The sequence below is a fragment of the Candidatus Syntrophosphaera sp. genome (assembly GCA_019429425.1).
Taxonomy (GTDB): Bacteria; Cloacimonadota; Cloacimonadia; order Cloacimonadales; family Cloacimonadaceae; genus Syntrophosphaera.
Window position 1 is genome coordinate 29,467 of the sequence record JAHYIU010000001.1, and the last position, 21,065, is coordinate 50,531.

Sequence of the window (21,065 nt, forward strand, 5' to 3'; positions counted from 1 at the left end):
TCTTGTCATGCTCGCCGCGATGGCGATCTTCGTGATCTCCTACATCCTGATCATCACCGAATGGATCAACAAGATGCTGGCCTCCCTGATCGGGGGCTTCCTGTTGGTCATGACCGGGATCATCACGCAGGGCGAGGCTTTCCGGGCGGTGGATTGGAACGTGATCTTCTTCCTGATCGGGATGATGCTGGTGATCTCCGTGTTGCGCAAGACCGGGGTGTTCATGTATGTGGCGATCAGGACGGCCAAGCTGGCGCGGGGAAATCCGCTCCTGATCATGATGATGATGTATGTCGTGACCGCGTTTTTCGCCGCCTTCCTGGACAGCGTGACCGCGATCATGATCCTGGTGCCGGTGGTGATGCTGATCTGCGGGGAACTGAAGATCTCGCCCATACCCTTCATCATCACGATGTCCGTGGCCGCGAACATGGGCGGGGCCGCGACAATGGTCGGCGATCCGCCCAACGTCATCATCGGCAGCGCGACAGGCTACAATTTCCTCGATTTTGTCTATAACCTGGCACCTCTGGTGATCGTCGCGGTGGGCTTCAGCCTGGGGATAATCTATCTGCTGTTCAGGAAAAACCTGCGCGTAAGCATGAAAGACCGGGCCAAGCTGATGAGCTACCAGGAAGAAAACCTGATCACGAACAAGCAGCAGCTGGGAATTTCCCTCACCGTGCTGGTGCTCATGCTCACCGGACTGGCCCTGGACGGATTCCTGCACATCGGCACGGCCACCATTTCCATGACCGCGGGACTGTTTCTGATGGTGCTCAGCAACCGCAAAAAGATGGAGCCTGTGATGGCCGGGGATATTGACTGGGTGACCCTGTTCTTCTTCACCGGGCTGTTCATCCTGGTGGAGGGGCTGGTCAAAACCGGGTTCATCGACAAACTGGCCCGGCAGGTCATCGCCACGACCCATGCAGAGCCGCGTTCCACCTCCCTGGCGATCCTCTGGATCTCCGGAGTTTTCTCCGCCTGCATCGACAACGTGCCCTTCGTGGCAACCATGATCCCCGTCCTCAAGCAGATCGGGACCGTGATCAACAACCCCAAAATGATGGACCCAGTCTGGTGGTCATTATCCCTGGGAACCTGTCTGGGCGGGAACGGGACCCTGATCGGCGCCTCGGCCAACATCATCGCCGTCGGCATCGCCAAACAGAGCGGCTATCACATCAGCTTCCTCAAATTCACCAAGATCAGCATCATTTTCACCCTGCTCTCTCTGGGCTTGAGCACGGTCTACATCTTGGTGCGGTATTTTTAGGCGTTCGGCGTAAGATCTATCTCCTCATTGAGTTATGAGACGGGGAGAAGCGCATAAGGGGAAAAGGGGATCTCGCGGGCTTGGTTTGACTAGAAAGATCTACTGGTCCAGGCGGCCGGAAACCAGTTCCCTGATGTAGTACAAAGCCTGGAGGGCGTTGATGTTGGCGTCCAGGACGTTCAGGTCCGGATTGACGAAGTCGGGATAGGCCAGGTTGGGGGCCAGGAGGCTGGAAACCTTGGTGAAAAGATAATCGTGGCGGTTCCGGTAATCCAGGAATCTGCCGTAGCGCTGGTCCGGAAGATTGCCGGCCTGCATGCGCGCGTATCTGTTGTGGATCCTTCTGGAGAGAGGATAATCGTTGTAGGCGGGGATGGGGACTGACTGGCATTTCTTCGCATATTGGTTCATCAATTCGCGCCTCATCCGCAGTTGGAGGGGCACACGGGTCCAGAAATCGATGTATTCCATGTCCCAGAGCGGCAGATACCAGTCGTAGCCGAAGAAATCGTAGATGCGCAGGGAGTTCACGTAAAGCTTGGATTGGCGCTGGCGCCAGTCCCATTCATCGAAGATCGAGGCGGCGATCTCCACTTTCACGTTTTCCGGGATCTGGAGCTGATCGCCCACCCGCTGCCCAAAAAGCTTGTTGCGCCTGTCATTGGGGCAATACCAGAGGTCGTAGTGCTCCTTCAGAATCGCATCCAGAAGTTCGCGCGCCGTGATCTCCTCCCGGTTCTCAAACAAAAGGGGCAGATCGGCACCCTGGAACATTCCGCCGGAATGGCCCGGAACGATGATCGCGTCTGGCGGAATGAGTTTTCTCTCCTGAAGCTGTTTCACAGCCAGCCAGTCATGCACGTGGGGCAGCGAGCTCAGATTGGTTCCAAAGCGGAAATAGCGCCGCATTTCGTCTGAATGGTAGGCCTGATACCACATCCGGCGGTTGGTTTCAATGATGGTCCAGGGCAGGTTGAGGAATCTGGCCACCTTGCGCGAGGTGACGCATTCGTCCTGCAGGGAGCTGCCAAAAGTGTAGCACATAACCTTCGGATAGCCCAAACGCTTGAGCATCACAGCAATGAGGCGCGAATCCAAGCCACCGCTGAGCGGAACCACGATGGTGCGCCCGGCGGCGCTTTCGATCAGCCGGGAAAAGACTCTCTCGTGCATCTTGTCCAGTTCTGCCAGCGGGTCGGCCGGATGGTCGAAGTTTTGCCTGTAAATAAAGTAGTCACGCACTTCGAGGGTCTGGGTGAGTTTGTCCCAAACCAGGTATTGGCCGGCCTCCAGCTGTTTCAAGCCGGGGCAGAGAGTGTCGCCCAGGCAGGTGTAGCCAGCCAGCAGAAACTCGGTCAGGGCGTTTTGGTCGAGGCCCGGAGTTTTCAAGCGGGAGCGGAGTTCGAAGGCATCGTGGCTGAGCAGCAAAGCGTTGTTATGCAAGGCATAAAACAGAGGGAGGGAACGGATCCGGTCCACAGCGGCGAAGATGTGGTGTTCACGATCCAAAACCAGGCGGAAACAGCCATCGGACTCTTTCAGGATACTGGCAAAACGTACCTCAGAGCAGTCTTCAGGGAAGATCTGTTCCGAAATCTGGGCGTGGAACTTTCCCCCGTGCCAGAGATAACCCCGGTTGAGGCTTTTGTCGGTCAGGCTTTTTTCCATAGGGCTTGGAGATCCTCACTTGTGAGCTGGAACATGTCGCGGAAGCTGAATCCTTCGCGGAATCTGAACATGGCTATATAGAAGAGTCCATATCCCAGATAGGAAATGGCGGAAGCTATCGCGGCACCGGTGATGCCATATCTGGGAATGAGGATGAAATTGAGCGTGACGTTTACTGCCAGGGTGGCCAAAGATGAGTACAGATGGACTTTGGGCCTCCCCAGGGTGAAGAAATACTGCATCGCGACCTTGGCCACGGAGGCGAAAACCGCTCCGGCCAGCAGGATCATGGTGCTGAGCACCGCGCCGGAATATGCCTGGCCATAAACCGCTGGAATGAGCAGGCATAGCGGGATCCCCACCAGAGCCAATGCCACGCTGACATACAGGGTCAGCTTCAGCGTGCGGGCCATAATGCCCCTCGCCAGAGAGGGTTTATCGATGTTGTAGAGCTTGCCCAGAAGGGCGGAATTGATGCTCACGGGAACCAAAAACAGCAGTTCAGCCAGGACCACGGCAATGGAATAGACACCCAGATCGCTGATGCCCAGCATTCCCTTGATCATGAACTGGTCGGCCCGGAAATAAAGGAAGGAAAAGATCGCTCCCAACCAGAGGACTCCGCCATAGGAGAATTCGGCCTTGAGCAGCCTGGTGTCGATCGCCGGGGTATATTTTTGCCCGGTATGGCGCGCCAGATAAAGGGCGTTGAGCAGCATTCCCAAAACCGTGGCACCGAAGAAGGTAAGCGGCGTGAGGAATCCTGCCAGCCAGAGGATCAGGATGAGGGCGCTCTTGACGAGGAAAACGGTGATGATGTATCTGTTGCTTTCCAGGATGCGCTCATCGCCCACATACCAGGAATGGAGGCTGGTGAAGAACAGGTCTGAGGCCACAAAGACAAGCCCGCCAAAGACATAGAGATAGTTGTAGCCGGTGAGGGCAATCCCGGTTGAACGGAGCAGCAGAACGAGGGCGGAGATAACCAGAAAGATCAGGCCCAGGGCGGTCACATTGACATTGAAGAGGTGGTTGGGGTCGTAGGCGCTGCGCTTCTTGAAATACATGGTGGAGTTGTTCAGGCCGAAATGGCCAAAATCCCCGATCAGCATGAATACCAGGATGATGTAAGCTATGTAGCCCTGTCCCGTGGGGCCCAGAACCCTGGCCACGATGATGCTGGTGGCGCCGCCGATGACGATCCGCAGGAGTTGGTTGATCAGGTTGCTGCTGATATTGGCCTTGTATCCCATATTGTTCTATTTGTTAGTTAATCCAGCTTTGATATGGAATTGAAACACCAGGCGGGATCAGAAGATATCCTGCTGTTCGGAATAGGGCGTCACACCCAGATGTTTGTAGGCCTTGAAGGTGGCTTTCCTGCCCTGCGGCGTGCGTTCCAGGAAGCCCTGCTGCACGAGATAGGGCTCAAAGATCTCCTCGATGGTGCCGGAATCCTCGCCGATCGCTGTGGACAGGGTTTTAAGGCCGACCGGACCGCCGCGGTAATTTTCCATGATCGTGAGCAGCAGGCGCTTGTCCATCTCGTCCAGGCCGGCGTGGTCGACCTGCAGCATTTCCAATGCTTTAAGCGCGATATCCAGGGTGATGATGCCGTCGCCCATGATCTGGGCGAAATCGCGCACCCGGCGCAGCAGGCGGTTCGCGATGCGCGGGGTGCCCCGGCTGCGTCGGGCCAGTTCCTTGATCCCGTCTTCATCCGCGGGAATCTCCAGAATGCCGGCGGAACGCTTGATGATCTGGCAGATGGAGTCAAAATCGTAATAATCCAGCCTCAGGACAATGCCAAAACGGTCGCGCAGAGGCGGCGTTAGCAATCCGGCCCGGGTGGTGGCGCCGATCAGGGTGAAGGGCTCGACCCCGATCCTGAGCGTTCTGGCGCTGGGCCCGCTATCCAGGATGATCTCCATCTGGAAATCCTCCATGGCTGGATAGATATACTCTTCGATGACATGGCTGAGCCGGTGGATCTCGTCGATGAAGAGCACCTCGTGGCGTTGGAGGTTGGTGAGGATGCCGGCCAGATCGCTTGGTTTTTCCATCACGGGCCCGCTGCTGATAGTAATGTCGACTCCCAGTTCGCGGGCTATGATGCTGGCCAGGGTGGTCTTTCCCAGCCCGGGAGGGCCGAAAAAGAGCACATGGTCAAGCGATTCTTTGCGTAGCTTGGCTGCCCGGATGGAAATGTCCAGCAGTTGCTTGATCTGCTGCTGCCCGATGAATTCATTCAGGCTGCGGGGCCGCAGGGCGCGGTCGAACTCAAGGTCCTCGAGCCCTTCCTGCGGCGCGTTGATGCGTTCCAGCATTGCTATTTCTGGGCTTTGCTGAAGGGCGGAATGAGCTGCGGAGTGTCCAAAATGGTGATCGGTCCTGATCCTTCAGGGACAGTGATCTCCCATTCGACCAGTTCCCCGCTGGCCTTGTGCGTTACCTCCAGATGGATGGTTTCGCCCACTTCCCAACGCGAGGCAAAGTTCCCCATTTCCAAAATGACGACGGCCGTGACGGGATACTCGATATCATCGCCGAACGAGAGCAGGTTCAGATGCCAGACGGAGTGTTCGTCCGTGCTCAGGATCTCATCCGGACGCTCCAGCATCCAGGCCCGCACCAGGTATTCCTCGGCGGATTTTTCCTCAGCCCAGGTCAGGGTGGGGATCTGGCCATTGTCCAGAATCACGCTCTGGATATAGGACCTTGGTTCCGTAAATTGGGCATGAGCAGCAACCAGAACGAACAGCAACAGGAACAGGAACAGGGATTTTTTCATCATTGGCTCCTTATTTTATCCTTTTCAAAAGTTTTAGCAGGTGCAGCCTCCAGACCATCCAGACGGCCTCCCAAACAATGTGGCGGCTCATTTTGGAAACCCCGTTGAGGCGCTCGGTGAATACGATCGGGATCTCCTTGATGCGGAAGCCCTTGACCCAGGCGCGGAAGTTCATTTCGATCTGGAACGCGTAGCCGTCGGAGAGGATCTTGTCCAGGTCGATGGCTTCCAACACTCTACGGTTGAAGCATTTGAAGCCGCCGGTGGGATCCTTGACCGGCATGCCTGTGATCACGCGGACGTATTTGGAGGCAAAATAGCTGATCAGCAGGCGCTTGAAGGGCCAATTGACGATATTGACGCCCTGGCAGTAACGCGAGCCGATCACCAGGTCTTTCTTCTGCGCCATTTCCAGCAGGCGGGGCAGGTCATCCGGGTTGTGGGAAAAATCCGCGTCCATCTCCAAAACAAAGTCAAAATCACGCTCCAAAGCGTATTTGAAGCCGGTCACATAGGCGGAGCCGAGCCCCATCTTGCCGGGACGCTCGATCAGATGTATCCTCGGTTCGCTCTGCATCAGGTCTTTGACCACCTGGGCGGTGCCATCCGGGGAATTGTCGTCCATCACCAGGACCTCCAGGTCCGGGCTTTGTGACAGCGCGGCGGGGATGATCCGGCCGATGTTTTCGATCTCGTTGTAGGTGGGGATGATCAGCAGCGCTTTCATTGTTTATCCAGATTGTTCTTGAGAAGTTGGGCTTCGGGAACCTCGCGCACCGGCTTGGCTGGGCTACCCAAAACGATCTTTCCTGCAGGCGCGTCCCGGGAAACGACCGCTCCGCCGGCGACGCAGGCATCCACGTCCAAAACCTTGCCAGGCAGGATGGTGGCATTGACCCCGATGCGGGAGCCGCGTTTCATGGTGATTCCTTTGAAATGCTGGAACCGCTCGGGATCGCGGGCCATGTAGTTGTCGTTGCTGGTGGCCACGCAGGGCGCCACGAAGCAGTAGTCCTCGATCTCGGAGTAGGCCGTGATATAGCAATTGGTCTCAAACTTGTTGCGTGAGCCGATGCGGACGTGGTTTTCGATCGAGACGTTGCGGCCGATGATGTTCAGGTCGCCGATGGCCACATTTTCACGGATGGTGGCCAGATCCGCGATCAGGTTCCGCTCCCCGATCTCGCTCCCTGCATAGATGATCACGTTGGCTCCGATCTGGCAGAAAGGGCCGATCACAGCAGGCTTCAGGTCCACGGGCGGCTTGAAGATGCTGCGCGGCGAGGAAAGCGGCTTTTTGCCGATTATCGTGTTGTCGTCAACGCGCGTGCCTTCCCCGATGACGCTGCCCGGATGGATCACAACGTTGTGGCCGATCTGGCAATCGTTCCCGATCCGGACCTCGTCCAGGATCACGGCGTTGACGCCAATCTCGACGTTCCCGCCAAGCTTGGCGCTGGCTGAAATATACTGGCTCATCAAACCTCCACTGGCTTAGCGCTATTTTTTTCTCGACAAGTAATCAGGCAAGAAAAAAATACGTCCTCAAGGAATAAGATATGCGAAATGACGTCGAAAACTATCTGCAATACATACGCGGGGAGGCCAAGTCTTCCTGCACGATTCTTGCCTACAAGCGCGATCTGGAACAATTTCAGGGCTTCCTGGAAAGATTTTTTGAATCAAGCAATGTGCAGACTGAAGCCATCAGCGTCCTGATGATCCGGGATTTCCTGCGCTGGCTGCACGACAAACCCGTCTGCAACCGCACCCTGGCCCGCAAAACAGCCACCCTGAACAGTTTTTTCCGCTATCTCAAGCTCACCGGACGCATCGCCAAAAATCCCATGGACAAGATCAAACGCCCCAAATTCGAAAAGAAGCTGCCCCAGGTCTTCACTGAGGAGGAAATGGTCACATTGCTCCGCGTCCCTGACCAATCCAGCGTCTACGGGATCCGCAACCGCGCCATACTGGAATTGCTCTATTCATCCGGACTGCGCATCTCCGAACTCGCCAACCTGCAGATGAACGACCTCGACTTGAAAAAAGGCCTGGCCCGCGTGGTCGGCAAAGGAAACAAGGAACGCATCGTTCCCGTGGGCAAAGAAGCCCTTTCCGCCATCCTGGACTACCTCCCCGCGCGGGATAAGCTGAAAAAGGAGCACAGCTCAAACCGGCTGTTCCTCACCAAAAGCGGCAGGGATTTCAAAGATTTCCAACTCTACACAGTCCTCAACGGCTACTTCGCGATCGTGGCCCAGCGCAAGGGATATTCGCCCCACACCCTGCGCCATAGCTTTGCCACCCACATGCTGGCACGCGGTGCCGACCTGCGCGCGGTGCAGGAAATGCTCGGCCACGCCAACCTCTCCACCACGGAGATCTACACCCATGTGACACTGGAGGACCTGAAAGAAGCTTACAAAAAGGGCCATCCGCGCGGAAAGGACTGATTCCGGCGGGGTTTGGCCAATACATGGCCTGAAACTTCAAGCCGGGCCTCATTTTCCCTTACCCTCTTGTCACCCTGCCTATCACTTGTCTATCCACAGTCAATCACTTGTCTATAATAGACAAGTGATTGACTGTGGATAGACAAGTGATTAACGCCGTCAAGGGAGGGCGGAATGGGAAAAAACAAGGCTCTGTCTACATTTGGGGCGGATCGGCGAACTTGCCCAGGAAGAGGATGGTGCCCGAGGGCTTGTGGAGAATCATATAGACGAAGGGCTTGTCCGCCCGGAAGACAGGAATGGCCGGCGCTGACGGTCCCACGGAGGTGACGCCCATAACCACTCCGGTGGCCGCGGCGGCTTCGGTGCCCTCTTCTTTCACTTCCACAAAGGCTTTGTGGATCACGTCCAGGATATACAGCCGCTGGCCGGGGCTGAGCTTCATTATTCCTGAAAAGTCAGCCCTGTCTGGATCAAAAGCCGCGTTCATGCCCAGGTTTTTCAGTATGTCGGACAGGCCTTCGAGGGTTAGCTGGAATTTGAATCTGGGGATCTGGACATGCACTTCCTGTCTCACGAGCTTTTCCTGCCATTCCATCAGGGAGCCGTGATTCAGGGCCATCTTCATCTGCCAGATCTCTTCCGGCAGGATGAAGAGCATGGCCAGGTCCGGCTCGGCGTAGGGAAGCTCAAGTATCTGGTATCCAGGAAGTTCCGCGTAGGCGAAGCTATCCCGGAGGGACATCATCTGGACGGGTCTGGCCGTTTCCGGAGTCCTGACCTGGGAGGAAGTGTAGAACCTGTCCGGGCGTGTTTGCTTGGGATCGAACCGCTTCAGCCAGCTGCCCTTGAAATAGATGGCGTTCACCAGCACCAAACCGTTGTTGCTGTCCCTGATGTGGCTGGGTCTGATCAGGTCCTTGATCCGCTCTTTGGTCCGTTTCTCGACCCAGGCGTTGATGAACTTCGCCGAGCCTTCGGCATCGGAAAAATCGAGCGAAAACAACTCGCTGGAATATTGGTCGCGCAGGAGTTTGAGATAGTCTCCCAGCAGGCGATCCTGATTAGCCCGGGCTCCGAACAGCGCGTTGGCGGCGTTCAATTCCGCCTTACCCCCGGCGCCGAGGGTGTTCAGGCTCTTTTGCAGGGCGCGGAAAGCCTCATGCTGTTCTTCGGGAGGCAAAACAAAAGTCAGGGCCTGCTTGATCCCCTCCGCGGTTTCGCCCTGCGCGCCGCCCCAGGCCATAGCCAGGGCGGAGGAAATGCTGTAGGGCGAAAAGAAGAGGTTTTGGCCGGGCTGGTCCGCCTCGTGGTAGAGCTTGTAGGCAAAATCGTTGGTCTGGAATCCGGAGGGTGGTGTATCCCAAGCCCGGTCCTCCGCGGTGTCTTTTTCGGCTTTGTTGCAGGAACAGCCGATGCAGAGGCTCAGGACCGCGAGCAGGATAAGGTACCTTATCACTGTGGTCATATGTTACTCCTTGTTGGGAATGGCGCAATTCTTGGCCAGGCGGGGAACGCGTTAATGTGTTTTACGCTTCCCCGGCTTCCCTTATTTGATCAGCATCAGTTTCCTAATCGAACTTCCCTGCTCCGTGCTGAGGCGGGCAAAATACAATCCTGAGGGCAGGGTCTGGCCGGAATCGTCCCTTCCTTCCCAGACCCAGGTGCTTTCCCCGGAGGGAAGTTCTCCGTCCAGCAGGGAGCGCACTTTCTGGCCTTTGGCGTTGTAGATGTCCAGGCTGGCGCGGCCGGCTTGGGGCAGGCTGAACTTCAGGCTGCAGGAGGGATTGAAGGGATTGGGCCAGCTCGAAAGCTCAAATGGTGCGGGCGCCACGGGGTCTTCAGCAGCAGTGGTGATGGTGTAGGCATAGATGGCGACGTTGTCGTTGCAAAGGAGATAGAGGTAGTTGTCGTCCCAGTCGATGTCCGTAGTGTAGGAGCATTGGGGCAGGAAGAGGTCTTCGGCGACCCAGTCATGGATTCCCGTCGCGTCACTGAAATCGTAGAAACTGACTCCCGTCTCGCGGCCGATGCATACGTAATTGCGAAAATCGAAGCCGAAATAGTCAGGCCGGACCATCAGTGTGGTGGTGGGATTGTAAAACAGGGCGGGCAGGCTGTGGCTGAAAGTCCTGACAAAAGCGAATTCCCCGGCGTTATACATGTCGGCGTAGTCCGGATGAAAGAAAGCGGGGATGAGTTCACCCAGCAGAGGGGCATTTTCTGGAAATCCACTGCAGGTATAGAGCCCGTTCCCATCATTGGCAGTGGGGCGGAGAAGATGTAGCAGGCCGTTCACGAAGGTGGGGCTCTGCACCGGCTCGGGCAGGTAAACCCCGCAGACGAGGCTGGCCTGATCGTTCAGCACGGAATACTTTGAGATGTTCGGGACAGAATTGTCAAGCTGGTAAAAGGCATTGGGCTCATCGTAATTGAAAAAGGTCGTAACATACTGGGTTAGGGGGTAGGAAGCCACCAACTGAGGGTTTTGCAGGTCGCTGAGATCATAGATCCTCTGGGTGGGCGGGTTTCCAGAACTGGAGTCAAACAACGCCAGCATGAGGTCGCCGCAGATGTCGAAGCGCACGGAAAGTCCATCCCAGAGGGTGAAGGCGTAGTGAGGGTTTTGGGGGTCGGAGACGTCAAAACAGGCCACTCCGCCGCGGAAAGAGGACCTCAGGATGTAAGAACCGTAGTTGCGGCCGTGGCCGGATGTGAGGTTGAAGCGGTAGCATCTGCCACTGAAGGACAGATTGCCGCTGTTGTCCAAACCCAGGCAGAGACAGCCTTGGTTCATGTTGCAATGGAAGAGGAAAGTGCCCTGGGGGGTCATTCTTTCCACCCCGCCCGTGGGGTAGCCCAGGCCGGAAGGATAGTTGGTTGTGCTGGCCAGGACAGGGTTGGCGGGCTCGGTCAGGTTGTAGATGTAGAAGCGGGTGAGGTCTTCGGCAACTTCGTAATTGGCCCCAACCAACCAGCCGCTGGCATAAACCCCTCGCGCGGAAAATGGCTGTTCAACCATGGACAGCAATTCCCAGTTGAAGAGGTTTGCGGTGTCCCAGATCCTGATCCCTTCGCCGCATTGGGTGGCTACAAAACTGTCCCGGACGTCGAAAATGAGGGGGAAAGTGTTGACGGTATAGTGCGGCAGGCTGAGATAGCCCAGGAAATTGAGGCCGGAGGAGGGATCGACGTCGAAGAGGTGGAACTGGCTGGAATTGTAAGGCCGGGAGATGACATACTGGCCCCGGATCACCTCAAAATGGTAGTGGCCGGGATAAGTGCCCACTATGCTGAGGGTTACGGGGTCTATCTGGACGAGGTTATGCAGACCACCATAGTATTCGTCATTAGCCAGCAGGGCGTCGCCAACGATATGCAGGTTGCCGTATTTGATCTCCTCCTCCCCCACGGGCATAAGTCCCGCGGCCTGGGGATGCAGCGGATCGGAAATGTCCACTTTGTAAAGGGCCCCCATATCCGGCTGGACTTCGCTCATAAAGCCATATCCCACAGCCAGAAAGAGGTAATCCTGCCAGGCGACCATTTCATGCACACTGCCCTGCACGCCGTAATTGGCGACCTCGGTGAAGGTATTCGCGAGGCTGTCCCAAATGCTGACCTGGAAGCCGTAACTGTTTGGCAGATAGACATATGGATAGCGGATCACGGCTTCGCGGCGGGTGGCCATGTCGTGGGAAGTGAAGGCAAAGCGGGAAACTTCCTGCAACTGCAGCTCGGTCTTATTGGCAGATAGCAAAGCGCAACCGAGAAGCAGAAACAGGGTAATGCCAATCGAAACCTTCAGACCGGATGCCACAAGACGCGTTCCATATTGCCGCAAAGCGATGTCTTTCAGTATCTTATTCGCCCTGACTGGATTCCCTGGCATCGCCATCGCCCTCAGAATCCGCGCCTTCGGTGAGGCGCCGGGTTTCATCGTCCGAAACGTAATCCCCCGCGTAACCTGTTTGGTTGATCACCATGTCGTAGATGACGCCGCCGTGGCGGTACCAGCCCAGAAATCTGCCGTTCAGCCTGCCCTGGCGGTAATTGGCACTCATCTGCGGGGAGCCGTCAGGATACCAGAGATACATGGGGCCGTGCTGGAGTCCTTTATAGAGGCTGAGCAGGCGGGCCAGCCTCTTGTTCTCAAAGCGTTCATAAGCTATTCCCGTGAAAGGAGTTCCATCTTTCATATAGACCTCTTCTTTCTGGTTAAGTTCGCTCAATGGCACCGCGGCCTGGGGCAATTTAAAGGTCTTCACCAAGTCATACTCCGCCTGATTGCTCTGGGCGGCCAGTAGCCCGATTCTGGCGACAAAGATCAGGCTGAAGATCAGGCCCGGCAAGAGGTTCAGCCTTGATCGACTAGTCCTGGCTGCCTTTGGAGTTGGGGTAGTGTCGGCTATTACGTCAAACATTTTTATCTCCATGTTGGTCATAAATTACATCCATGTATATACAGGATAAGGCAAAAGCCTGCACTGGCAATAGCTTTGGGTGCCTGTTCGGGAGAGGTGGAAACGTTCAAGCTTAAAACTTCACTTCCCCAGGGCCTTCGATCCGCTTGATCTCGCCGCCGGCATTGATATCGCGGCAGGGACCGGGTTCGATCTCAGCGCTGTCCGTGTAGCCGCGAACTTCCCAATAACCGGAAACGTATAGCTCCATTAGTTCGATCTTGACGACCGATTTGGCGGATTTATAGCCCCAGAGATAAGGAATGAAGGCACGCACGGGGCCGCCGTAATCCTCGTCCAGGAATTCGCCGTCAAAGCTGTGCGCCAGCAGGGATTTTTCCAGCAAGGCTATTTCCACCGGGATGGAGGTGTCGTAGACCAGGCCCACGGACCAGAACCGTATGTATTTGCAACTGGGCAACATACCAACTTCCCGAAGGAGGGCGGAAAGGGAGACGCCTTTCCACAGGCCTTGCACAGACCAGCGGGTCACGGAGGTCAGACGGCTGTCGACCTCGGCCTGCGGCAATGCTATAAGTTCTTTCCAGGTCAAGGTTTGCGGATGTTCGCAGGCGCCCGTGACCTCGATCTTCCAGTTTTCCCGATCAAGTTTCCCGGGATGTCCCTCCGCCCAAAAGATGGGCGTGTTCATGGCAGCGAGCTTGCTCACTTTGTCTCCTTTTTCTTCTTGTGATTTGGGTGAATCGGCCTGGCCCGTGCAGGCTTGGAACAGGACCAGCAGGACCAGCAGGATGAATATCCTTCCCGACATCAATCCTCTCGATTTTCTTTCACGAACAGGTTGTCGATGATGTCCGTGGGCAGAATGGACGCCGTATCTGTTTCTTCCGCAAGCAGTTCAGCGGTGTGACCCAGCAGGTATGAGGCGTTGATGGCGGCGTCCGGGATCTCCAGGCCCTGGGCTAAAAACGAGGCTATGATGCCAGCCAGGACGTCTCCGCTGCCCCCTGTGGCCAGTCCGTCGTTACCGGAGATGTTGACCCAGGTGAAGTCCGCATCGTGGTAGATGCTGAAATGGCTCTTCAGCAACACCCGGGCCTGGTGCTGGTCCACGAATTTCCGCAAGGGCGAAAGGCAGTCCTGTTCCAGCAAATCCTTGTCGATGCCCGCAAGTCGGGCGAACTCGCCCCAATGCGGCGTCAGCAGGACATTCGGACGGGAAACGAATTTCAGCAGCGCCGGGTTTTCCGATATCAGGTTGAGGCCGTCCGCATCCACCACCAGAGGCACTTTCACGTTCTTGAGCACCGTTTCCAGCAGCTTGAGGGCATAATCGTCGCGACCCAGTCCGGGGCCGATCAGGACGGATGAGGCGTCGGAAAGCAGGTGCAGCAAGGTTTTGGTGTCTGGCAATCCGGTCTTGGAATTTTCCGGAATGGCCAGGGACAAGGCTTCGGTGAGTTTGAGCGCGTAAACCGCCATCAGTTCGATCCGGTGGAGGACGTAGACGTAGCCGCAGCCTGCACGAAGAGCTGCCTGGGCTGCCATGACGGATGCTCCGGTGTAGCCGGGAATCCCGCCAAAGACATAGACCTTGCCAAAATCGTTCTTGTGAAAGTGGGAATGGCGCATGGGGGGCATGAAATCGTCTTCAGTGAAGAGTTTGACGCAGTCCAGTTCTCGGTAATAGGAATTGGGGATGCCTATGTTGACAAGATGCAGTTGGCCGCAAACCTCTTTGCCAAGACCCAGGATATGGCCCTGCTTGAGGCTTTCGACGCAGAGCGTGGCATCGGCGTAAATGGAATTCCCGCAATAACCTGTGTCCGCGTTCAGACCGGAGGGGATGTCCACCGCCACGGTGAACTCCGCGTAGGAATTGACCAGGCAGAAAAGCTCATCCAGCCAGGGTTCCAACTTTCCTTTGAAACCGATGCCAAAAACCGCGTCTACAACCAGAGTGCTGGCTGTGAGCAGTTCCAGGGCCAGAGGCAGGTCTTCGTCACAGGCGATGTTCAGGATGGGAATGTCCAGGGCGCGGCACAGTTCCAGGTTGGCCTTGGTTTCAGTGCTGAGGGGGCCTTTGCCGATTCTCAGGATTCCCACCTCGCAACCTGCCTCATGCAGCCAGCGCGCGATCACTGCCCCGTCGCCGCCGTTGTTTCCGCTGCCGCAGAGAACACAAACACCACCATGCAGATGCTGGCGATATGAATTAAAGATGGTTTCGACGCAGGCCCTGCCGGCATTTTCCATCAGGAGGCGGGCTGGAAGGCCGAACTCCTCTATGGTGCGCCGGTCCAGGGCTTTCATTTGGGCTGAACTGAGCAGGTTATGCATTGTTTCCTCCTATTTGGCGTGGTCGGTATGGAGTTTTATCTCGAAGGTGGTGCCTTCGTTGATCGTGCTGGCCAGGACACGGATATGGCCATGGTGGTATTCTTCGATGATGCGTTTGGCCAGACTGAGCCCGAGTCCCCAGCCCCGGGTCTTGGTGGTGACCCCGGGATCGAAGATCTTTTTCCAGCGGGAATGAGGAATGCCCTTACCCTCGTCGCGGATGTGCAGAAAGACGTGTTTAGCGTTGTGGGTGGCGGTTATCACTATGTTCCCTCCCTTGCCGGACATGGCGTCAACGCAGTTCTTGATCAGGTTTTCCAGCGTCCATTTGAAGAGTTCCGCGTCCAGCATGACCATGATACCTTCGATCTTGGAGATCAGATGGATCTCGATGCGGGAGCTCAGATGCGGCATGCGGTCGTGGAAATAGGACACTGTTTCTTCCAGGATCCTGTGCAGTTCGAGGGGTTTGAGCTTGGTCTGCGAGCCAACTTTGCCGAAGCGCGAGGAGATTATCTTGAGTTGCTCCAGGTCGGTGGTCATGTAGTCGAGGATCTTGTTCATATCCGGACGGCATGAGCCTTCCGGCGGAGTTTCCCGCAGCAGGTCGAGCCAGCCCATCATGGATGTGATCGGAGTGCCGAATTGATGCGCGGTTTCCTTGGCAAGACCGATCCAGAGGGTGTCCTTTTCCGTACGGTGCAAAAGCAAGAGGCCATAGCTGCTGAAGCCGATCAAAAGAATTGCCAGTGCCAGTTCCAGGATCACGAAATAGCGGATGCGGGAAAGGGATTTGGGCGCGCTGAAGTAGATGTAGCCAAGGTTGTCGGCCTCATTGCCGAGCGGCATTTCATCCATTCCCAGGATCCTTTCCCGCAGGACAGCGCGCTCCTCGGAGCTGATCTGAGCCCAGGTCTCAGCTTCAGGAATGCCCACATTGCGCCAGTAGAGCGGAGTTTTATGTCTGTCGGTAACCACCAGGGAATAGTCGATCTGCTTGATGAATTCCTGCAGAGAGGTGGGGCGGGCGTAATAGACAAAGTTGGTGATCTCATCTTCGTAGCTTATCTCGGTGCAGTTCATCAAAGGCAGGAAGGCCTTCAATTTCCGCTGGGATTCCTCGCAGAGGTCGACGAAGCTGCTATCCGGGGAGACCCCAACCTGGTTCCAGAACAGCGGTTCGAGATTGGCGTCCGTGATGATGATGGGGATGGGGTTGTTGGGCATGAACTCGAAAAGGATGTAGGAACTGATCGCCTCCTCGTAATTGGGCTGCTGGGCGGATTCAAAGTGCTTGGAGCTCAATTCGCCGAGGGTTTGGGCGTATTTTTCGGACTGACGCAGATAGGCATCCGTGTAGGCAATGTATTTGGCAAAGATGCGGGGCACGTGTTCCTGCTCGCGTTTGGCGTTTTGGATCAGGATCTGGGTGTAGACGGCAAAGGCGGCAAAGATCAGCACACTGCTGAAGATCAGGTAGAGGCGCAGGGATTTGAAATAGTCAGTCTTTTTTCGCGAGATCCCAGACGGCGTCAAGTTCTTCGAGGCTTGCTTCATGGATGTCGGCTCCGTTTTTGCGGTAGTGTTCTTCGATGTAGTTGAATCTTTTATGGAATTTGCGGGCTGTTTCCTTGAGCGCGCTTTCCGCGTCGATATGGAGTTTGCGGGCCAGGTTGACAATAGTGAATAGCAGGTCTCCCAGTTCCTCGCGGATCTGCAGAATGTCCTCGGAGTCAAGGGCTTCGCGCAATTCAGCCTCTTCTTCGTTCAGCTTGGCCAGGATGGGTGTGATGTTGGGCCAATCAAAACCTACCGAGGCGGCCTTTTCCTGGGTCCGCTGAGCGTAGATCAGGGCCGGCAGGGAGCGCGGAATACCCTCCAAAACGCTTTGGCGCTTGGTCTTTTCCTGTTTCTTGAGGCGTTCCCAGTTCAGCTTCACCGCGTCAGCGTCCGCAACATCCAGATCTCCAAAGACATGCGGATGCCGGCGGACGAGTTTCTGGGCAATGCCGCGGAGGACGTCGGCGATGTCGAAACGGCCTTCCTCAGAGGCGATCTGGGCTTGGAAGACCACATGCAGCATGAGGTCCCCCAGTTCCTCCATCAAAGCAGCGCCATCCCCGTCCTCGATCGCTTCCACGGCTTCGTGCAGCTCTTCGATGAAGTTCGGCACCAGGCTTTGGGAGGTTTGTTTCACATCCCAAGGGCAGCCGGAAACGGGATCGCGCAGTTGCGCTATTATATCCACGAGTTTTTGAAACTCTGTCATTGTTCCTCAATTTGTGGTTCATTTTTGGAGAGGGCGTAGGCAAAGCCCAAAGTACTCCAGAAAACCAGGCTGACGTGGTATTGCTGGATGAAGATGTCCGTGAGGCAGGCCACGAGCAGGGCGGCCAGGCCGATCAGGACAACGCGGTGGAAATTGTCCTCAGAGCGCTTTACCAGCCTGAGATAATAGCGCCTCAGCACCGCGGCGATCAAATAGAAATACGCCAGGAAGCCAAAGACGCCGATTTCCAGCCAGATCTTGAGGAAGATATTGTGGGAATGCTCGGCGTAGAGGATATCCATTGGCGCTGCGCCCGCGTACCAATCTTTCCAAACACTGATGCCGATCCCGAACCAGGGATGGAGCATAATCTGCTGGATGGAAAAATACCAGGCCACCAGGCGGATGATTATCGAATAGTCAAAAGTGAAGCCCAATTGAATGCGGCTGATCATGGAAGAGGGAATCAGCAAAGGTAAAAGCAGCAAGGTCCCCATCCCCACATAGCGCATCCGTTTCATCCTCAGCATCAGCAGGAAAAAGCCGACCGCAACGCCCACCAAGACAATCCGCGTGTAGGTGTAGAGCATTCCCATCAGGATCAGAAAGGCAAAGGCGTACCAGAGATGCCGGCTTCCGGAGCCTCTGGAATCGACCCCCAGGGCGATGGCGAAAAAGAAGGCCAGCAAGTAAAAACCATTAATATTCATGGCGGTTATCCACAGCGAACCGTATCGCTCAGCCGGATTGAGGAGGGCCATGACGATCCCGATGACCGCCAGCACCACTCCCACGTAGACAATGAACTTGAGCCAAGCGGTAAAATCCGCTCTGCTGATCCGGCTGTTGGCAGCCAGGAGCATAAAGATCCCCGGCACGATCGCGGTGGAGAGGAAATAGAGGTAGGAATCGCCGAAGCTGCGGGCTCGCATGAACCCGTAAACAGCTACCGCAAAGAGAATTATCAGGGCCGCTGGATGGGGCAACAACAGGCTGCGCCTTTTTTCCTGTTGAAACTCGAGCAGGAGGCTGAGAGGCAGGATGAACAGCACGCTGATAAAACTCTGGGGATAGGGCTTGAGAAAGAACAAAGCGCTGAACAGCAGGCTGTTACGCACACTGAAGCCAAACAGCAGCCCGGTGAGCAGCCAGCCCGCAAGGATGAGGCCCACAAAGCCGACCTGATGGGCTTCCACGGACTGCATCGCCGCCGCCGCGGCCACAATCCCGGCTGTGAGCCCGGCACAGGCAAAGATCAGGGGCAGGCGTTTGAGGATCATGGCCAAAGCCTTGTCAGAGCGACTTTTTGATCTCCTGCAGGCGGTCTTTGTTGTTTTGGAGAAGATTGATGATCAGGACGATGACCACGGCCAGCAGGCAGGCCAGCAGGAAGGCGATGATGCAGATCACGGCACGTTTGGGCCGCGCCCGCAATCCCGCTTCGCGCGGGGTATCCAGGATCTCCAGAGAGGGCATGTCGCGCAGTTCTTCCAGCCGCGCGGCCTCAAACTGGGGATAGAGGAATTCGAAGACCTTGGACTGGATCTGAAGGTTTAGCTGGAGTTGAGCGAACTGGGAAGCAAGATCTGGCAGGGTGGAAAGATTGATCTGGTAGCGCGGTTTAAGCTCACTACTGCCGGCCTCGAGGTCACGGATCTGCTGTGAAAGCGCCTCGCCGCGCTTCCTCAGTTCCGCATAGACGGGGGAATTCTCGGAATAGTTGCTGCGCGCCAGCTCGAGTTCGACGTCGTTTTGCATCCTGGCAGCCACCACTGCGGCGTATGATTCGATCATGGCCTTGGTCTGGACCTCCAGGTCAACGGAGTTGTGTTTGGTTTGGAAATCGCGCACTTCCAGGAGCAGGGAATCGATCAGGGCGCGGGTGTCGCCTACCCGTTGCTCCAGGAACTCGCGGTTCATCTTGCCGCGCGTGACCTTCTGCTCGCGGTTGTAGACATCCAGCCGCTCCAGATAGTAATCCACCATATCCCTGCTGAGCTTTTTGCTTTTGGTCTGCACGCGGACGCCCACCAGGCCGGTCTCTGTGCTGTAGCCGATGTTGAGAGTCTTTTCGCGCAGGCGTTTCAGGGCCATGTCCATCGCCTTGAGAGTATCCGCTTCGGTGATCTGGTAATAGTCGATCAGCTTGAAACGGCGGATCACATCCTCAGAAAAGACGCGTGAAGTCATTGCTGATACCGAATTAATGGCATTCTGGGAGCCTTCTGATCCCAGCAACTGTGACGTCAGGCCGCCCAGGCCGGCGATGTCGAAAGGCAGGCTGCTGCTTTGGTCGCCCACCACATAGAAAGTGGCCCGCGATTCCCAGATCTGGGGCGTGAGCAGGCTGTAGACCACCGCGGCGACACTCACCACGGCCACAAATATGATCACGAACCTGCGATGCTTCAGGATTAACCTGACCAGTTCAAAGATGTCGAACTCTCTTTTATCCATTGCGACCTATCCTTGTAATCTTTTCTTGTTTCGCCGTCCGGAGACCGCATGAGCTTTCTAAGGTGAATATTCCTTATTTGCCCAGTCCATATTATTGTCAATGAATAGTTTTGCCCTGCGCTGAGGAAGTCATCCCAGGTAGGGGGCCAGAACTTGCGGTAGGTCCAGGCCGCCCCCGCTGTTCTGATATGTCTCCAGCAGCGCGATCATCAGGCGCGGCGTGGCCACTCCCGATCCGTTCAAAGTATGCAGGAATCCCACCTTGCCGCTCGCGTCGCGATAGCGGATATGGGCGCGGCGGGCCTGGAAATCCTCAAAATTACTCACGGATGAGACCTCCAGATATTTCTGCGAGCCGGGCGCCCAGACTTCGATATCGTAGGTCTTGGCCGAGGCGAAACTCAGGTCGCCGCTGCAGAGCTGGACCACGCGGTAATGCAGGCCCAGGGCTTGCAACACCTCCTCCGCGTCCAGCAGCATTTCTTCCAGCGCGGAATAGGATGTTTCCGGCTCCACGAAGCGCACCATTTCCACCTTGTTGAATTGGTGCAAGCGCTGCAGGCCTTTGGTGTCCTTGCCGTAGGAACCGGCCTCGCGGCGGAAGCAGGGCGTGTAAGCCACATATTTCAGAGGCAGTTGTGAATGCTGAAGCACCTCTCCCCCATAGATGTTGGTCACCGGGACCTCGGCTGTGGGGATCAGAAACAGGTCGTCCTCGTCCACGTGGTACATGTCGGCTTCCAGCTTGGGCAGTTGGCCCGTGCCGGTCATGGTTTTTCTGGTCACCAGAAGCGGGACGGCCAGTTCGGTGTAGCCGTGCTTTGCGACATGCAGGTCCAGCATGTAATTGATCAGGGCCCGTTCCAGCCTGGCCCCGAAACCAGTGTAGATGGGGAATCCGGAGCCGCTTATCCTGGCCCCGCGCATCAAATCGAGCAGTCCGTTCCGGTCCGCGACACCCAGGTGGTCCAAAGGCTCGAAAGCAAAGCCGGGCTTGCTTCCCCAGCTCTTTATCTCCAGATTGCTGCTTTCGTTGCTGCCGATCGGCACGCTGGGGTGGGGGATGTTCGGAATGGTTAGCAACAGCGCGTCCAGGGCTGAATTGGCCTCGCTCAGGGAGGCGTTCACGGCTTTGATCCGGTCTGCCACGATGCTCATTTCCTGCACAAGCCCGGAGGCATCCTCACCCGCTTTCTTCTTTTGGGCGATGGTCTGGGAAACCTGGTTCTGGCTGGCTTTCAGGTTGTCAAATTCGAATTGGAGCCTGCGGCGATTCTCGTCCACAGCCAGCAGGGCGTCCAGATCGGCCTTTTCGTTCTTGTTGCGTATCGCGGTCCGCACGGCTTCGATGTTCGCGCGTATATATTTGATATCCAGCACC

General features: G+C 56.3%; 18 protein-coding genes. 2 read left to right on the top strand and 16 right to left on the bottom strand.

Annotated features, from left to right (window positions below; translation table 11 throughout):
- Nucleotides 1–7 precede the first annotated feature (7 nt).
- Entirely contained in the window at nt 8–1,279 is a 1,272-nt protein-coding gene (locus K0B87_00125; GenBank protein ID MBW6513151.1) for an ArsB/NhaD family transporter, read from the top strand.
- Nucleotides 1,280–1,378: 99 nt separating this feature from the next.
- Here K0B87_00125 and K0B87_00130 read toward each other — a convergent pair whose 3' ends face one another.
- From K0B87_00130 to K0B87_00155, 6 genes are read right to left on the bottom strand one after another with little or no spacing between them, the layout of a single operon-like run.
- Nucleotides 1,379–2,947 carry an asparagine synthase C-terminal domain-containing protein gene (locus K0B87_00130; protein MBW6513152.1) on the bottom strand — a complete coding sequence of 523 codons (1,569 nt, stop codon included), beginning with the start codon at nt 2,945–2,947 and terminating at the stop codon, nt 1,379–1,381.
- Entirely contained in the window at nt 2,932–4,200 is a 1,269-nt protein-coding gene (locus K0B87_00135) for a polysaccharide biosynthesis C-terminal domain-containing protein (GenBank protein ID MBW6513153.1), read from the bottom strand. The genes K0B87_00130 and K0B87_00135 overlap by 16 nt, the downstream gene beginning before the upstream one ends.
- Before the next feature lie 57 nt (nt 4,201–4,257).
- A complete protein-coding gene (gene ruvB, locus K0B87_00140; protein ID MBW6513154.1) occupies nt 4,258–5,274 on the bottom strand; it encodes a Holliday junction branch migration DNA helicase RuvB in 1,017 nt (338 codons plus the stop codon).
- Between the two features lie 2 nt (nt 5,275–5,276).
- Nucleotides 5,277–5,738, bottom strand: a complete 462-nt coding sequence (locus K0B87_00145) for a hypothetical protein (GenBank protein MBW6513155.1) — start codon at nt 5,736–5,738, stop codon at nt 5,277–5,279.
- A 10-nt stretch (nt 5,739–5,748) separates the two neighbouring features.
- The gene (locus K0B87_00150; GenBank protein MBW6513156.1) at nt 5,749–6,465 is read right to left on the bottom strand and encodes a polyprenol monophosphomannose synthase; all 717 of its coding nucleotides are present in this window, start codon (nt 6,463–6,465) and stop codon (nt 5,749–5,751) included.
- The gene (locus K0B87_00155) at nt 6,462–7,217 is read right to left on the bottom strand and encodes an N-acetyltransferase (protein ID MBW6513157.1); all 756 of its coding nucleotides are present in this window, start codon (nt 7,215–7,217) and stop codon (nt 6,462–6,464) included. Before K0B87_00155 ends, K0B87_00150 begins: the two co-directional genes overlap by 4 nt.
- Before the next feature lie 80 nt (nt 7,218–7,297).
- Here K0B87_00155 and K0B87_00160 point away from each other — a divergent pair, with 80 nt between their 5' ends.
- Nucleotides 7,298–8,194, top strand: a complete 897-nt coding sequence (locus K0B87_00160; GenBank protein MBW6513158.1) for a tyrosine recombinase — start codon at nt 7,298–7,300, stop codon at nt 8,192–8,194.
- A gap of 196 nt (nt 8,195–8,390) precedes the next feature.
- On the opposite strand, the gene K0B87_00165 is transcribed toward K0B87_00160, so the two are convergent.
- The 10 genes from K0B87_00165 to serS form a co-directional block, all read right to left on the bottom strand.
- A complete protein-coding gene (locus K0B87_00165) occupies nt 8,391–9,662 on the bottom strand; it encodes a serpin family protein (GenBank protein MBW6513159.1) in 1,272 nt (423 codons plus the stop codon).
- Nucleotides 9,663–9,743: 81 nt separating this feature from the next.
- Nucleotides 9,744–12,014, bottom strand: coding sequence for a T9SS type A sorting domain-containing protein (locus K0B87_00170; GenBank protein ID MBW6513160.1), 2,271 nt, complete (start codon nt 12,012–12,014; stop codon nt 9,744–9,746).
- Nucleotides 12,015–12,057: 43 nt separating this feature from the next.
- Nucleotides 12,058–12,618, bottom strand: coding sequence for a hypothetical protein (locus K0B87_00175; GenBank protein MBW6513161.1), 561 nt, complete (start codon nt 12,616–12,618; stop codon nt 12,058–12,060).
- 112 nt (nt 12,619–12,730) lie between these two features.
- Entirely contained in the window at nt 12,731–13,327 is a 597-nt protein-coding gene (locus tag K0B87_00180) for a molybdopterin-dependent oxidoreductase (GenBank protein MBW6513162.1), read from the bottom strand.
- Between the two features lie 101 nt (nt 13,328–13,428).
- Nucleotides 13,429–14,958 carry an NAD(P)H-hydrate dehydratase gene (locus K0B87_00185; protein ID MBW6513163.1) on the bottom strand — a complete coding sequence of 510 codons (1,530 nt, stop codon included), beginning with the start codon at nt 14,956–14,958 and terminating at the stop codon, nt 13,429–13,431.
- A 9-nt stretch (nt 14,959–14,967) separates the two neighbouring features.
- Entirely contained in the window at nt 14,968–16,419 is a 1,452-nt protein-coding gene (locus tag K0B87_00190) for a HAMP domain-containing histidine kinase (protein MBW6513164.1), read from the bottom strand.
- Between the two features lie 40 nt (nt 16,420–16,459).
- Nucleotides 16,460–17,227: a nucleoside triphosphate pyrophosphohydrolase gene (gene mazG / locus K0B87_00195; protein MBW6513165.1), complete on the bottom strand. Its 768-nt coding sequence runs from the start codon at nt 17,225–17,227 to the stop codon at nt 16,460–16,462.
- Nucleotides 17,224–18,507, bottom strand: a complete 1,284-nt coding sequence (locus K0B87_00200; GenBank protein MBW6513166.1) for an O-antigen ligase family protein — start codon at nt 18,505–18,507, stop codon at nt 17,224–17,226. Before K0B87_00200 ends, mazG begins: the two co-directional genes overlap by 4 nt.
- A gap of 13 nt (nt 18,508–18,520) precedes the next feature.
- The gene (locus K0B87_00205; GenBank protein MBW6513167.1) at nt 18,521–19,684 is read right to left on the bottom strand and encodes a hypothetical protein; all 1,164 of its coding nucleotides are present in this window, start codon (nt 19,682–19,684) and stop codon (nt 18,521–18,523) included.
- A 129-nt stretch (nt 19,685–19,813) separates the two neighbouring features.
- Nucleotides 19,814–21,064: a serine--tRNA ligase gene (gene serS / locus K0B87_00210; GenBank protein ID MBW6513168.1), complete on the bottom strand. Its 1,251-nt coding sequence runs from the start codon at nt 21,062–21,064 to the stop codon at nt 19,814–19,816.
- Nucleotide 21,065 lies beyond the last annotated feature (1 nt).

Excerpts from the sequence above, each read along its gene's own strand:
- mazG (MBW6513165.1), bottom strand. The coding sequence starts at position 17,227 with ATGACAGAGTTTCAAAAACTCGTGGATATAATAGCGCAACTGCGCGAT.
- K0B87_00205 (MBW6513167.1), bottom strand. The coding sequence starts at position 19,684 with ATGGATAAAAGAGAGTTCGACATCTTTGAACTGGTCAGGTTAATCCTG.
- K0B87_00175 (MBW6513161.1), bottom strand. The coding sequence starts at position 12,618 with ATGTTTGACGTAATAGCCGACACTACCCCAACTCCAAAGGCAGCCAGG.
- K0B87_00200 (MBW6513166.1), bottom strand. The coding sequence starts at position 18,507 with ATGATCCTCAAACGCCTGCCCCTGATCTTTGCCTGTGCCGGGCTCACA.
- ruvB (MBW6513154.1), bottom strand. The coding sequence starts at position 5,274 with ATGCTGGAACGCATCAACGCGCCGCAGGAAGGGCTCGAGGACCTTGAG.
- K0B87_00150 (MBW6513156.1), bottom strand. The coding sequence starts at position 6,465 with ATGAAAGCGCTGCTGATCATCCCCACCTACAACGAGATCGAAAACATC.
- K0B87_00145 (MBW6513155.1), bottom strand. The coding sequence starts at position 5,738 with ATGAAAAAATCCCTGTTCCTGTTCCTGTTGCTGTTCGTTCTGGTTGCT.
- K0B87_00130 (MBW6513152.1), bottom strand. The coding sequence starts at position 2,947 with ATGGAAAAAAGCCTGACCGACAAAAGCCTCAACCGGGGTTATCTCTGG.
- K0B87_00165 (MBW6513159.1), bottom strand. The coding sequence starts at position 9,662 with ATGACCACAGTGATAAGGTACCTTATCCTGCTCGCGGTCCTGAGCCTC.
- K0B87_00135 (MBW6513153.1), bottom strand. The coding sequence starts at position 4,200 with ATGGGATACAAGGCCAATATCAGCAGCAACCTGATCAACCAACTCCTG.
- K0B87_00160 (MBW6513158.1), top strand. The coding sequence starts at position 7,298 with ATGCGAAATGACGTCGAAAACTATCTGCAATACATACGCGGGGAGGCC.
- K0B87_00185 (MBW6513163.1), bottom strand. The coding sequence starts at position 14,958 with ATGCATAACCTGCTCAGTTCAGCCCAAATGAAAGCCCTGGACCGGCGC.
- K0B87_00125 (MBW6513151.1), top strand. The coding sequence starts at position 8 with ATGCTCGCCGCGATGGCGATCTTCGTGATCTCCTACATCCTGATCATC.
- K0B87_00155 (MBW6513157.1), bottom strand. The coding sequence starts at position 7,217 with ATGAGCCAGTATATTTCAGCCAGCGCCAAGCTTGGCGGGAACGTCGAG.